Origin of the sequence: Streptomyces sp. NPDC058664 (genome assembly GCF_042716635.1) — a bacterium.
Classification (GTDB): Bacteria; Actinomycetota; Actinomycetes; order Streptomycetales; family Streptomycetaceae; genus Streptomyces.
Map to the genome: position 1 here is coordinate 1 of NZ_JBHXRW010000075.1, position 13,497 is coordinate 13,497.

6 protein-coding genes and 5 pseudogenes are annotated in these 13,497 nt (G+C 61.3%); 6 read left to right on the plus strand and 5 right to left on the minus strand.

Annotated features, from left to right (window positions below):
* Nucleotides 1-224, minus strand: a pseudogene (locus tag ACFWUY_RS36255) (hypothetical protein); the annotation flags it as partial.
* Between the two features lie 790 nt (nt 225-1,014).
* On the opposite strand from ACFWUY_RS36255, the gene ACFWUY_RS36260 reads away from it, so the two are divergent.
* Nucleotides 1,015-1,656: a hypothetical protein gene (locus tag ACFWUY_RS36260; protein ID WP_384120099.1), complete on the plus strand. Its 642-nt coding sequence runs from the start codon at nt 1,015-1,017 to the stop codon at nt 1,654-1,656.
* Nucleotides 1,657-2,057: 401 nt separating this feature from the next.
* Here the strand turns inward: ACFWUY_RS36260 and ACFWUY_RS36265 are convergent.
* Nucleotides 2,058-2,524: pseudogene (locus ACFWUY_RS36265) on the minus strand (IS5 family transposase); the annotation flags it as partial.
* Between the two features lie 152 nt (nt 2,525-2,676).
* A pseudogene (locus ACFWUY_RS36270) lies at nt 2,677-3,884 on the minus strand (IS3 family transposase).
* Nucleotides 3,885-4,428: 544 nt separating this feature from the next.
* Between ACFWUY_RS36270 and ACFWUY_RS36275 the strand changes: the two are divergent.
* The 4 genes from ACFWUY_RS36275 to ACFWUY_RS36290 all read left to right on the plus strand — a co-directional run bounded on the left by ACFWUY_RS36275 (nt 4,429) and on the right by ACFWUY_RS36290 (nt 9,377).
* On the plus strand, nt 4,429-5,466 hold the full coding sequence (locus tag ACFWUY_RS36275; protein WP_384120101.1) for a pyridoxal phosphate-dependent aminotransferase: 1,038 nt from the start codon (nt 4,429-4,431) through the stop codon (nt 5,464-5,466).
* Nucleotides 5,467-5,529: 63 nt separating this feature from the next.
* Nucleotides 5,530-6,573: a methyltransferase domain-containing protein gene (locus ACFWUY_RS36280; protein WP_384120104.1), complete on the plus strand. Its 1,044-nt coding sequence runs from the start codon at nt 5,530-5,532 to the stop codon at nt 6,571-6,573.
* Between the two features lie 7 nt (nt 6,574-6,580).
* Nucleotides 6,581-7,819, plus strand: coding sequence for an acetyl-CoA carboxylase biotin carboxylase subunit family protein (locus ACFWUY_RS36285; protein ID WP_384120107.1), 1,239 nt, complete (start codon nt 6,581-6,583; stop codon nt 7,817-7,819).
* Nucleotides 7,820-8,114: 295 nt separating this feature from the next.
* Complete coding sequence (locus ACFWUY_RS36290) at nt 8,115-9,377, plus strand: MFS transporter (RefSeq protein ID WP_384120167.1); 1,263 nt, start codon at nt 8,115-8,117, stop codon at nt 9,375-9,377.
* Nucleotides 9,378-9,532: 155 nt separating this feature from the next.
* Here the strand turns inward: ACFWUY_RS36290 and ACFWUY_RS36295 are convergent.
* Both ACFWUY_RS36295 and ACFWUY_RS36300 read right to left on the minus strand, forming a co-directional pair.
* Nucleotides 9,533-9,976: pseudogene (locus ACFWUY_RS36295) on the minus strand (ISAzo13 family transposase); the annotation flags it as partial.
* 1,200 nt (nt 9,977-11,176) lie between these two features.
* Nucleotides 11,177-11,989 (minus strand): annotated as a pseudogene (locus ACFWUY_RS36300) (transposase family protein).
* A 647-nt stretch (nt 11,990-12,636) separates the two neighbouring features.
* Here ACFWUY_RS36300 and ACFWUY_RS36305 point away from each other — a divergent pair.
* Nucleotides 12,637-13,491: a conjugal transfer protein gene (locus tag ACFWUY_RS36305; RefSeq protein WP_384120109.1), complete on the plus strand. Its 855-nt coding sequence runs from the start codon at nt 12,637-12,639 to the stop codon at nt 13,489-13,491.
* Nucleotides 13,492-13,497: the final 6 nt, after the last annotated feature.

Below are 13,497 nucleotides of genomic sequence, written 5' to 3' on the forward strand. Positions count from 1 at the left end.
GCCGGCGAGACCTCGATGACGGCTGCGGCGTCCACCGAACTCAGCCCCCACGCGATCGCCTGCCAGAACTGGACCCGGTCCTCACGCCAGGCAACGCTCGGCCGCCCTGGCGAGGGCATCTGCCCGCGATACTCCCGCACCGCCCGCTGCCGATTCCCCACACCCATCACAAACCCCCAGCTCACGAAGGCGTTGCGACGACCGATTGAATCCACCCAGTACACCTCCGCCGCGGCCTGCGCGAAAGCCGGCGTCCGCCAGTCCGTGAGCGAGATCGGCTCCAGCGCGGACACCGTGCTCGCCGAGTCTTTCAACGCGACCTTCAAACCCGAAACACTCCAAGGCCGAAAGAACTAGTCCAGCGAACGCGTGGCCCGCTTCGACGCCTTCCGCTGGCTCAACCGCTACAGCACCCGCCGACGCCACTCTCGCCTTGGGCAGAGCAGCCCCATCGCTTACGAGACAGCGTCCGCGACAACATCACTACGCTGACCGAAGCCGCATAACCCGTGTCCAGAATCCGGGGGCAAGGCCCATACAGCAGTCCCGCAGCAGGCCAGCTCGCCTCGTGAGCGGGAGTCTGCCCGGGCAGCCACGAGCCCGCCAGCAAGGTCACCAGCAGCCGCACCCGCCAGGCGAAGCCGGGCTCAAAGGAGTCCTGGCCATCGCCGCCGCGGCAGCCGTCCGTTCGAAGAGTACCTACCTCTTCGAGCAATTCCGGCGGCGCGTCGGTGATCGAGGAAAGAAGTCGACCCTCGCCGTCGAACACTCGATCCTCGTGTCTGTCTGGCACAGCCTCACCCGGGGCATCCTCTACCAAGACCTCGGAGACCCGTCGGCTTGTCAGCCAGCTCACGCAACTGGGTTACAACGTGTCTCTCCAGCCCCACCAAACTGCGTTACCTGAGCAGTTTGGGAATTTTCAGATCAGATTGGAGTTAAGCATGTTCTACCTATGGCAACTGGCAGACGGACTGCTTCACTCACTCCAGGAAGACGCTCTTGGAGGGCCCAATGAAGCAGGTATTTAACCGCCGGCAAAAGCTAGCAGCGGTATCTGTCGCGGTCGCGGCGGCCTCACTCATCCCGGTTTCTGCGAATGCCGCGGATATTCCCATTCCCGAAACAATCCAAGTAACCAACTATGGCGGATATGTGGGCCCGACAAACACCAGCACCGCCTCGGCTAAGTGCCCCTCCACGCATCCATTCCTTCGGCAGGCTTCGGGGGGTATGCATGCGAATACAAACGACGGCCCGAAGCTCGATAAGCTTAAGTACCGCGATGGCAGCCTGATGCCCCAAAATTATCCGGGAAGGGTTTATGTCAGCGTAAATAATACGACATCGTTCCAGGATCGGCCCGAGGTAGTTGTACGGGCGGAGATTTCATTGTCATGCTCCAAGAACCCGGTCAAGCGGCTCGATCCGTATTTTATGAAGGTGATCGTGGTCCCTGCGGGACAGACGAAGGTCGCTTCAATCTCCTGCCCTTCCCCATGGAGCTATAAATGGTTGACCTGGAGCTGGAATTCCGCTCCGGGCGACCCGTCTTTGGAAGGGGAAGAAATTCGCGACGGGGCGGGGTCTCGGATAATTTTCCAGAACCCTAATAGTTACGGCATTGCGGCCAGTATTCAACTCTTCTGTTCGTAACCTAGTACTTTCCGGTTAGGAGTGCAGTTGAGGGTTGGGCAGAAACGCAAAAGTTCCTTCCTGGGCTGAGGTGATGGGCCTTGTTGAGGGGTTCTTTCGCCTTCGGAGGAAGTTATCCTCTGTTTGAGGATATCAGTTTCGCAGCCCTTGGCTTGTGGTGTCTAATAACGAGTCGGGGATGGTCAGGCACTCCAGAGCACGTTTGCTGGTGGACCTTGCCGAAGCGGTCGTTTTGGCGGCTGGATATTCCACACCATCAGAACTGCATAATTGTCAAGCATAGAATGCTGCAATACTAGCTGCTGCGTTCTGCGGAGAGGTAGAGATTCATCGTCCAGGTAAGCTCGTCGGTCGCATGATTGAGAGTCCCGAGACCGCTCGTCCTGGATTTAGACCGTGTCCTATGTGGTGAGGCGAAGAAGCCGTTTGTAGCAGCAGATGGCTGCGGCGAGTCCAAGAAAGGCCAGGTAGTTGCGGGGATGTCGCTCGTAGCGGTGGTTGAGCTGACGGTAGCCGGTCAGCCAGGACATCGTGCGCTCGATCACCCACCTGCGGCGTCCGAGCCGTTCTGACGATTCGATGCCCTTGCGGGCGATGCGGACGCCGATGCGTTTCCCGCGGAGCCATTTCCGCAGTTCAGTTATGTCGTAGGCCTTGTCGGCGTGCAGACGCTGGGCTTGAAGTGACGGCTGCGATGGGGGTCGTGTCTCGTTTGGTGACCCGTGATCATGGGCTTCAGTGCCTGGCTGTCATGGGTGTTGGCGGCCGAGAGGCCGACGACGAGGGGCAGGCCGGTCGCGTCCGACAGGACGTGCATCTTGGAACCCGGCTTGCCCCGGTCCACGGGGCTCGGACCTGCAAGTTCGCCCCGTTACCGTCTTCGTGGCCCCGCAATGGGGTTCCCGGTCTCCGGGCCCGGCATGACTTGCGCCCCTTGTCGATCATGGTCGAAAAAGTGGTGTCACCGGGCCGGGAGGCATGGGCAGACTGAGGTTGATCTCTGGGAGTGGACACCGGGTTTCATGCGGCGAGTGACAGCGTACGTGACGTGATCAGTTGCTGTTCGAACTCGGCTGGTGTGAGGTAGCCGAGGGCGGAATGCCGACGGCGCCTGTTGTAGTACGACAGCCAGCGGAACAGCTCAAGCCGGGTCTGTGCCTTCGAGGTCCAGCGCCTCGCGTGAAGCAGTTCGCGTTTGAGGCCCTGGAAGAACGACTAGGCGAGGGCGTTGTCGTAGCTCGAGCCGACCCGGCCCATGCTGCGCCGGATCCCGTGCCGGCGACACACCTCGGCGAAGGCGGCCGCGCTGTATTGGGCGCCCCTGCCGCTGTGGAAAACGACGCCATGGACATGGCCGCCGCGGGCAGCCACAGCCATCTCGATCGCGTCGGTGACCAGCGAGGTGCGCATGTGGTCAGCGATCGACCAGCCCACCACCCTCCTCGAGCAGATATCGATGACCGTGGCGAGGTAGAGCCACGTCGCGCCGACGGCTATATAGGTGACGTCACCGCACCACCTGGTGTTCAGCCTGTCGGCGGTGAAGTCACGCATCACCAGGTCCGGCACGGGCGGTGCGGTCCGGTCCGCGACCGTCGTCCGCTTCTTCTTCCGCAAGTGCCGGCCCACGATGTGGTTGATCCGCATCAGCCGGGTCACGCGCTTGCGGTTGATCCGCCGTCCCCTCGCACGCAGCTCAGCATGGACGCGCGGGACACCATAGGCGCCGTCGTGCTCAGCGTGGATAGCGCGGGTATCGGCCACGGTCTGCTTCTCCTCGGCCTGGCGCTCGGCGCGGGCCTGCCCGGTGGCCAGATGGCGGTAGTAGCCGGCGCGGGACACCTCGAGCACGCGGCAGATCCGCTTGACGCCGAAGTCGGCGCGGTTGGCGGAGATGAAGTCCCAGCGGTGGGGGCTCACTTCACCTCCCGTGCGAAATAGGTAGCAGCCCGGCGCAGGATCTCGCGCTCGAGGTGCCATTCCTTCTCGGCCTTCAGCAGCCGGGCGTTCTCCGCCCGCAGCCGGACCAGCTCCTCCACCTCGCTGCCGCCCGCGTCGCGTCCGGACACGGCCTGGGCTTCGTCCTTGCGGACCCACGCCCGCAGCGACTCCGCGGTGATGCCGAGCTCTGCGGCCACCGCCGCGTACGTCCGCTTCCCGGCCGCGGCACGGTAGAGCGCGACCGCGTCCTTCCTGAACTCCTCCGGATACGGAGACCTACGACCCACCTGGACATCCCTCCCTGGACCATCAAGATCCATTGTCAGGGTGTCCACTCCAAAGGATCAGCCTCATCCACGTCTTCCTCCCAGGTGAGCATCCAGGGCCCTTCAAACAGGCCGAACTCCGTGCTCACGCAGGCTCTCCACGACACGCCGACACCAGTTCGACACGCCGACAAGGATCACGCAAAGGGTGGGGAGATCACTTGAGCAGGTTTGGCCACCTGAAGAGCGGCACCTGAGGACAATCAAAGAGCGCCATCAGCGGCTGGGGCCCACCGTGCGGGCATTGTTCCAGCGTCATGCCCAAGTCCCCGTCAGTCGACCACCGCGACGATGGGTAGCGGCCTGCCTGCTTCTCGTTGTTCGAGGCGAGGCCTTCAGGGCGCTTGCTCCGATGCCCTAATCATGGCATTTGTGCACACTTTACGGGAGTCACGCCTGGCGCAAGTTGGGCACTGATTACCCATCTGCCAGCAGAGTAACTCGGGTAGCGTAATTTTCGGGACTTATTGCCGAAAAATTCCCGATCGAAATGAAGCAGTGAACCATGTATGAAGAAGTAAGCGCTCAGGAATGCGGGCTATCTAGCGCGCAGTTGGACTTCAATGAAAACCCGTTGGGTCCGTCTCCGCAGGCCATCGCCTTTGTGGTTTCTGCCGCGCAGGATCTACATCGCTACCCGCGTGACGCCGCCAGCCGTGTTTCTGGGCTATTGGCTCGATTTTATGGTGTTTCACCGGACCAGATCCTTCTGGTAAACGGGGTAGATGAGGCCATTGACATCACGCTGGGACTCGTCGATTCGGCGTGGGTGGTGAAGCCTGGATTTGATGCGTACTCTCATCGGGCTGGAGTCCTGGGAAAGAAGGTGCGCTACATTACGCTGGATGACCGTTTCGAGCCCTCATGCGAACCGCAGGAACTGGCGTCAGGCGGGGTGGTATTCCTTGCCCAGCCCCATAATCCAACGGGAAACTTCTTTTCATCTTCGTGGATGGCTGCGGCGGCGACATCGGCCGAACTTATATTCCTGGACGAGACCTACATTGAGTTTTCAGACCGCGACTCCCTCATGCCGTCTGTTTCCGACGACGCCAACGCCAATCTGCTGATATTTCGCAGCTTCTCAAAGGTGTATGGACTTGCTGGTATCAGGCTCGGGGTGCTGGTGGGGTCATCTGACCTCATTGCGTCCCTGCGGGAGCATCAGCGATTTCACTCGGTCGATTCTATTGCATTGCATGCCGCGGAGGGTACTCTCTCGGATCTCGAACATGTTGCCCGGAGCCAGGCTCATATTGCGAGCATGAGGCCGATTTATCGGGCATGCGTGGCGCATAGCGGACTGTTCGATGATGTACCGCCCACGCAGACTAGTTTTGTAATCGGCAAGTGTCGTGAGGGCGTGGATGGTAGTCGCTTGACGATGGTACTCCGGGATCTCGGAGTGGAAGTCAAAGATTGTGCGCCGATCGGAATGCCTCACTGGATTAGATTCAGTATCGGCACGGAGCAGAACCTTCTGCTCCTGGGGTGGGCGCTTTCCGTAGCATCTGCTCGCTTTGAAACCTCAACCGGTAGCTAGCATTAAAGCTCACCAAGCCTGCTTTTAAGTTCAGATAGAACACAGAAAACGATAGGGTAATTTGTGATCGAGAAAGATTTCGAGAACCGGCTGATCGATGCCCTTCAGCCAGTGAGGTACTTTGCGCTGGCGCATGGAATTCACCAACTCATGCGTACAGGCCTTTTTCAGGAGTTGGATTCTGATCCTGGTCTGGACACAAGTTCGCTAGCCGGTCGGCTCGATCTCGATCCACGCCGCCTGGCAGGCCTGTGCCGATATCTGGCGAATGAAGGTCTTCTCGTCGAGTCGGATGGCTGGCGTCTGACGGAGAAGGCACGTTCCTACGCGCCCTTTGAAGCGTGGTACACCCTGTTGATCGGTGGTTACTCGACGACGTTCACTCAGTTGGGAGACGTCCTAAGGTCCGGTGCCCCCTGGGCCACTCGCGATGGCGCAAGTGTCGGCGAGGGTAGTTGCGGCATGAGTCTGTACGATGCACTGCCCCTGGTGGACCGGCTCTTGGAACGCTTCGCCGATGAGCAGCTCACCGTGGTCGATCTGGGGTGCGGTGATGCCTCGTTCCTGATCCAACTCCTGGAGCGGCACCCTAAGTGGAAGGGCGTCGGCGTCGAGCCGGACGCGGGCGGGGCCAAGCTTGCGCAAGCCCAGGTTGACCGTCTCGGACTGGCCCACAGGGTGCGTATTCACAACGCCAAGGCCGAAGACGCCACGCGTCTTGAGCTGTCCGGGCAGTCCGAACGTGTGTGCTTTCTGACGGCGTTCGTGCTTCAAGAGATGTTGGAGCAGGAGGGGGCCGAGGCAGTCGAGGCGCTGCTCAAGGACGTCTTCACCAAATACCCGGACGCCCACTGGGCGGTGATCGAGGTAGACCAGCGGCACGACGACCCCAGCGTCATGGCTCATGGACTCGGGCTCGCCTACTACAACCCGTACTTTCTGCTGCATACCATCACCGAACAGCGCCTGGAACCGAAACAGTTCTGGGAGACGATGTTCCGCCGGGCGGGGCTGGCAACCCTGGCCAGTGGTCATCCCGACCAGCGGGTCGACTCCACAGCACTAGAACTGGGCTATCTGCTCGGCACGCAGAGTGAGCAGGGGTAACGACACGATGATCCTGGCTCTCCTCAGCCCGTCCCACCGCCACCGCCACGACCGCCTGCCCTTGCATACCTGGCTCGACGGCAGGTCGGAGCAGTTGGCCCTTATCACCTCCCGCGATGCCCCGGTCTCCGTGGCTGCTACGGACATGGACATCCGGGTCGACGACTACTCTGATGATCGCCTTGTGATGGAAGCGGCGCGTGCCGCACACCGGATCGAGCCGGTAACTGCCGTGCTGTCGTTCGCCGAGAATGACGTCACTCGGGCGGCGGCAATACGCGCCGAATTTGGCATTGCAGGGCTACTGCCCCATGACGCGAGAGCGTATCGGGACAAGCTTGTGATGAAACACCATGCAGCCCTCGGTGGCATCCGCGTGCCGAAGCACACGCCTGCGGAGCATATCTCCGATATACAGTCATTCATGGAGATGCTGGGGGGCCCGGTTGTCGTCAAGCCCCGTGGCGGCGTCGGGTCGCTGGGTGTGGCTATCCTGAGGACCCCTGACGACGTTGCTCGTTTCGACGAGTCTCTCCTCACCGTCGGCTATGAGGTCGAGGAATACATTGACGGCGACCTGTACCACGTGGACGCACTGTTGGTCGATGGCCGGCCGGCCGTAGCGGTACCCTCCCGCTACGTCGGCAACGGGTGCCTGTCCCACTGGTCCGACGAACCGAGCGGAAGCTACACCGTCGCGCACTCAGACCCGCTCCACGCGAGCCTCGTCCATGAGACCCACCTTCTGGCCGCTGCTATGCCTGGCGCTCCCGGTTTCATGCACGCGGAGTTTTTTATTACTCCCGAAGGGCAGATTGTCCTGTGTGAGGTCGCCGCCCGGGTCGGGGGCGGCCCCGTACCCGCCATGCTCACACGTGTATTGGGGCTCGATCCCCGCCACCTGTGGGCACGCACGGAATGCCGGCTCCCGATAGACCTCCAGGCCGTCCATGACCATCTGCGCAGCGCCCCGATGGTCGCAAATTTCGGGCTGCCGCCGAGAAACGGAACAGTGGAACGGGTTCCTACCGATCCCTCCCAGATTGATGACTTCGCCCTGCATACACAGGCAGGCGATGAATGGGGCGGCGCTCGCTACGGCGACAGGGCTTCCAGCGACTTCATTGCCACATGGACCGTCTCCGCCCCGGACGAAGCTCGGCTACTCACCCAACTGTCAAATACAGCCGCCCGTATCGCGGAAGGGTTCTCCTGGAGCGCTCAGCCTGCACCAAATTTCGAATAATACAGATGCCGGGGCGGCGCAAGATTCCGCAAGTGGCGAGCACCTCATGCACTGATCTTCTCACCTAGCTTTGCCGTCCTACGAGTAGGGCGGCAAAGCTAGGTGCGCAGTACCTGGCTAAGAGCTGTCCCGTAACTCCGTGGACCACTCACCGGCGTCCGATTTAGACCGACTAGCCGGATCGACGTCGAGATCGCGAGTCGGGGCAGAATCGAGCAAGGCGATCCGATGGCGGTGCCCCGCTAACCCCTGCGTCGAGTTACGGGCAGCCTTTAGTACGCCGATTTCGAGGATGATGATGAAACTGGTTCAACAATTTCGGTCCTTCGATCGGACTGTACAGCTACTCCTGATCAACCAGTTCACCATCAGTCTCGGATTCTATATGCTGATGCCGTACCTGGCCCAGCATCTGTCCAGCACGCTGGGAATTGCAGCCTGGGCTGTCGGATTGATTTTGGGTGTGCGAAATTTCAGCCAACAGGGAATGTTTCTCTTCGGAGGCACACTGGCCGATCGGCTCGGTTACAAGCCCATGATCACTGCCGGCCTCGTGCTCCGCGCTATCGGATTCGCTGCACTCGGCTTCGTACATTCGCTACCCGCACTGCTCGCGGCATCCGCTCTCATAGGTCTCGCGGGGGCACTGTTCAACCCAGCTGTCCGCGCCTACCTGGCTCTTGAGACCGGTGAGCGGCGGTTGGAAGGCTTTGCGCTCTTCAACGTCTTCTTCCAAGGCGGAATCCTGCTTGGCCCATTGGTAGGAATGGCGTTGAGCGGAATCAGCTTTCAGCTTACCTGCGTAGTATCCGCTTCTATCTTCGTCATCCTCACTGTCGCACAGTTGCGCGCCTTGCCCGCCCGAACTGCTTCAGCCGGAACGGAGCGTCAGGAATCGGTCTTCTCTCAGTGGCGGACCGTCGCAAGGAACCGCCCCTTCTTGTTGTTCTCCATCGCGATGATCGGCTCGCAGGCACTCTCCTTCCAGATCTACCTTGCCTTGCCTCTGGAACTGAAGCGAATTGCCGGAGAAGGCTTTGCCGGATCCATCAGCGTCGGACTGATCTTCGTCCTTCCAGGGTTGGCGACCATCATCTGGCAGACCCGGCTTACGGCATGGTGCAGAAAAAAACTCGGCTCCGCACGGGCACTGATACTTGGACTGGCCTGCATGGCGTTCAGCTTCATGCCACCACTGGTGGCGTCCGCCGCCATGACACCATCGCAGGAAACTAAGTATTGGTTCCTGATCGGCATTCCGATACTGATGGCAGCTCTGCTTCTGAATCTCGGAACCATGCTGTCCTACCCATTCGAAATGGACATCATCGTCACCCTCGCCGACAATCGCTACGTGGCAACACACTACGGCCTCTACAACACCCTCTGCGGTATCGGGATCGCCGCTGGGAACCTTATGGCCGGCGCAGTACTAGATACAGCTCACGCGACAGGAGCACTTGAATTGCCCTGGGCTGTTCTCTCCGCCGTCGGCTGCGTCAGCACAGTTGCCATAGCCGTTCTTCACCGCTCCGGCCGTCTGATCCCGCCGGTGTGACGGAGTGCTCTTTCCACGAAAACGGGTTCTGGCACACATTTCGTGATGCGGATTCACTAAGTTCGTCCAGCCTTCGAATAGTGCTGATTATGCTTCCGCTCCTCTTGCAGACGTCATTTTGACGCAACTGCGCACGGAACGTGTGCTAGATCCCATTACTGCTCGATAAACCAGTAGATGAGTACGGGGGCCAGAGCCGAGTCGGAGAGGGTCAGCCGGGCGGGCGAGCCCGCCGGTTACCCCCATCCGGAGCTAGAGTCTCGGTGAGGCCGAACAACTGCCGGCAGGACACCTCGGTCAGCACGGGATCGAAAAGCATGGCTTGAGCCCACTCCGGCTCCAACATCTGCGGGGTGCGGGTCGGCGGGAGCAGGGGGAATGGCTGAAGTGCAGGACATAGCTCCAGCTGCCGCTGAACGCATGTCGGGTCAGCGGGCGGCCGCTCTAGTCCATGGTGACGTGTGAGAAGAGACGATGCTCGACCTTGTTCCACTCTGATGTACCAGGTGTAGGTGACACACGGTGATCTTCAGACCGGTTTCAGCAGCGAGTTTGTCCAGTTCGAGTTTCCAGGTGCGGATGCGGTAGTCGTTGCAGCCGCTCGGCTCTCGGTCTTCCAATGGCCGACCCTTTACGGCCAGGTGGGCCCGGTCACCTACAAAAAACGATCAACTACGCTGGCCACCGACGCATAACAACCAATGCCCACGATCAAGGGTGAAGACCCGGGATCTGAAGTGGAGCACGGGTTACTCATCACCTCTAATAGAACCCTGATTATTTTGAGATCTAGGCGAGGATTGGCATCAGTCGCCGGAGATCTTGAATCCTCGCTTTAGCGGTCTAGCGTTCACTGCTGGGTAGCTGGAGATACCTGATTTAAGTCCCGTGCGCGTAGATGGCTTGCCCCTTAAGGGGGCACGCTATCGCGGCAGGCGGCAAATTGGATTGAGCTGCTTGTTGCAAATTGCCTCACGCTTGCTATAGAGGCGTCCAATTGGGATCGTGGTGCTGCGAGACCGGGCGCCTAGGATGAAAGAAGGAATAGTGAAATCTATTAAGGTTATGAGTGCCGCAGTAGCAGCTGTCTCCGTAACTGCGGGTGCGCTCGTGTTTGCTGGCTCAGCCAGTGCGACTTCGGACAATCGTGTAACTGTCAAGAATTTTGGCTCGGTTGGCCCTCAAGGGTCACTCACCATCAGTGCGAAATGCCCGTCTACGAACCCTTATCTCACTGCCCTGACTGCAGAAGGGAACGGGCAGGGAATTACTCCGGATCCCAGTTCCGGGAAAGAGTTCAAGCTAGAGACAAAGGTAAGTGTTAATAGTGTCGTAATGTCAAACTACCCGGGTCCCTCGAAGGTTCAATTCTCTAACTCTTCCACGTATGCCGATAAGCCAGAAGTCAGGGTCGTCATGCAGATTTCCTTGGAATGTTCAAATGTGAACCCTGGGCATCTTCCTGAACTTTTTCGGGTCTCCACTAAAGCGTTTACGAACCCTAAGCCACTCCCCAACGGGGGCTACCTGGATACGAGGGTCTACACTAACTGCCCGGCCGGTACACACATCGACTATGACACCGAATATGGGGGTGCCCACGCCGAGTTCGATGACGATTACGTGAGTGTGCGTGCCAGGGGGGTATCTCTCGGTGAGACGCGCATGTCAGCGCCGTATTATGGGCTCACGAGCGAAACGGCACATGAAATTCGTCAGATTCTGGAATGTGCTCAGGACTGAGTTCATCTGTTCAATAGGGATCAGGCGAGTTCACTTGGGTATATATTGAACCGTTTTCATCCTGAATAGTTGCAGTTCAGGAGGGTGCAAACGGCCTGGACGATGGTGCTGATGCGGCGGGTGGAGCATCCGGCTCGTCGAAGGATTTACCAGGGATTCAGTAGTGCGAAGGCCCGTTCGCCGGGTGCTCTGAGTCGGGTGTGGTTGCGGTTGAACTGCTGGTAGTGCTCTTCGGTTGTTCGCGGTGGTGGTAGTGCGGGCGGTGGCGTCGGCGTCCTAGTAGGCGCGGTCCGCAAGGATGAGAACCTGCCTGGTCAGGTAGGCCTGGACGATGTCGTGGGCGCAGGTTGCGGTCAGATCAGTTGCGGTCAGATCATGAGTGCGGCCAGCGTCGCGCGGGAGAAGCCAGCGTGGGGTGCCGTTGGCCTGGGTGATGACCTGGATGTTCATGCTGTGCTTGCGGTGTTTCATGGAGTTACAGTTCGTCCGCGGCGATGCGGTCGGTGGGATCAGGGTGCCGTCGGCAATGGTGAAGTTGCCCTCGCCCAGGCCGGTCAGGGCCTTGCGCAGGCCTGGCGCCCAGGCCGCGAGGACGTCGAGGGTTTCGTCGACGTAGCGCCAGGCCGTCGCGGTCGAGACACCGAATCCGGCCGTGAGATGGGCGAACATCTCGTTCTTGCGAAGGTGGGCCAGCGCGAGGAGGACTGCCTGAAGCAACTGAGCTTTCTCCCCAGCGAGTTCAGTTCACGCCTTCGGGCGTAGATCAGCCAGGAGACATGCTCGACCAGTTCATACGGGACGTCGAGCATGGAAGGATACGAAACCAACAGAGCCCCTGGGCTATCGGCAGTGTCGAGTGGAATCAACACCACCGACGACCGAGGGCTCTGCCAGGTCACCACCTTAGCTGACCAGGTCTTATAGCCTCTCAAAGGTAGGAGAGGAGAGGTTCGCTGGCCTCACATTCGCGCAATACGAGAAGGGTGCGGCATCCCGGATGGGATGGCGCACCCTTTTGACATGTGCTTCTGGAGTGCTGTCCGTCCACGGCAGACCGTGCGGGCCTGACCGGAGCCGGGCGTGGATCGGTTCGTACCGGACCGCCAGCCCGCCGTCTCAGGTCCGGCCGTGACCTGCCGTGGTAAGCGAACCCGTAGTCACCAGCTCTGACCTACCACCACCCTTACCACGTCACTGACCGTGAGGAGTTATGGCCTTGTGACGGCCGGGTGGCCTGGGTGGTCAGCGGCACGGTGAGCACGCCGTCGAAGAGTGGGGCATCGACCCCGACGAGTTCTTCGAGGAGCCACCGATGCCCCCCTCTCCGCCACGCCGCGACCGGCACGCACCCCATCCTTCCGCTGCGGGAGGGCCAGCCTGGAAGACCTCTGTACTGCGTGTCCGGCGTGCGGCCCTGACCCGGTTCGGTGTGTGGGCGGCGCTCGCCGCCGGGCCCGTCGCGCTCCTTGCGAACTGCGATCGCCCTGCACCCGCCGCCGTCGAGCGGCCCGCCACCGTGACCCGGACCGTTCAGCCAGAGGCCACGGTCGAGAGTGGCCCGGCTGGGTACGCCGAACTCGTCCTCGGCCTGTGGCTGGGCGCCGGTTCGGACGTGGACGGCGCGGCAGCCCGGCAGCTTCGGGCGCTCGCGCCGTCGGTACGGATCCCGGAGTGGGGGCAGCGGGCGGTGGCCGTCGAGCGGCTCGCCGCGGTGCGGACCATACGGCACAACGCCGACGGTTGGGCGGTCACCGTCGCCGCCCAGTTCACCGATGCCGCCGAGACGCCCGAGCGCGAGAGTGCCACCGGGCTGCGGTACTTCACGATCCCCGTCGTCCTTCAGCAGCCCGGCAAATCCGGCGCCATGGGATTCGCCGCCGCCGGGGCGCCGATGGAGGTCGCCGGCCCGGCCCCCGGGCAGATGCCCGCCTCCCCATACGGAAGCTCCGTTGAGGACGGTCCGCTCGCCCACAGCGTGACCGGGTTCCTGACGGCGTTCCTCGGCGCGGAGGGCGGCGCGGACCGTTACCTCGCCCCCGGCGTGGTCCTGCCCCGTCCCGATACCAGCGGCTATATCGCCGTCCAGGTCGACCAGGTCTTGGCCGATCGCCGTACGGACGGCCAGGAGCGCAGCCGGGATGGCGCCACCGCCCGCGTACGCGCCGAAGTGACCGCGACCGACACCGCGGGCCGCAAGTGGCCCCTGTCGTACGCGTTCGCCCTGACGGCCCGCGCCGGCCGCTGGGAGATCGCTGCGCTCGACTCCGGCCTCGGCACACCGCCCACGAACCCGGCGAAGCCGCCCGCACCTTCCGCTTTCTCCTCCCGCTCCACCGGCCCGGCTGCGCCGGACCGGACCCCCGCCTCCTGAAAGAGA

What these genes read in the sequence shown, in the direction of transcription:
- ACFWUY_RS36260 (WP_384120099.1), top strand. Translation starts at nt 1,015, where the DNA reads ATGAAGCAGGTATTTAACCGCCGGCAAAAGCTAGCAGCGGTATCTGTC.
- ACFWUY_RS36275 (WP_384120101.1), top strand. Translation starts at nt 4,429, where the DNA reads ATGTATGAAGAAGTAAGCGCTCAGGAATGCGGGCTATCTAGCGCGCAG.
- ACFWUY_RS36285 (WP_384120107.1), top strand. Translation starts at nt 6,581, where the DNA reads ATGATCCTGGCTCTCCTCAGCCCGTCCCACCGCCACCGCCACGACCGC.
- ACFWUY_RS36290 (WP_384120167.1), top strand. Translation starts at nt 8,115, where the DNA reads ATGATGAAACTGGTTCAACAATTTCGGTCCTTCGATCGGACTGTACAG.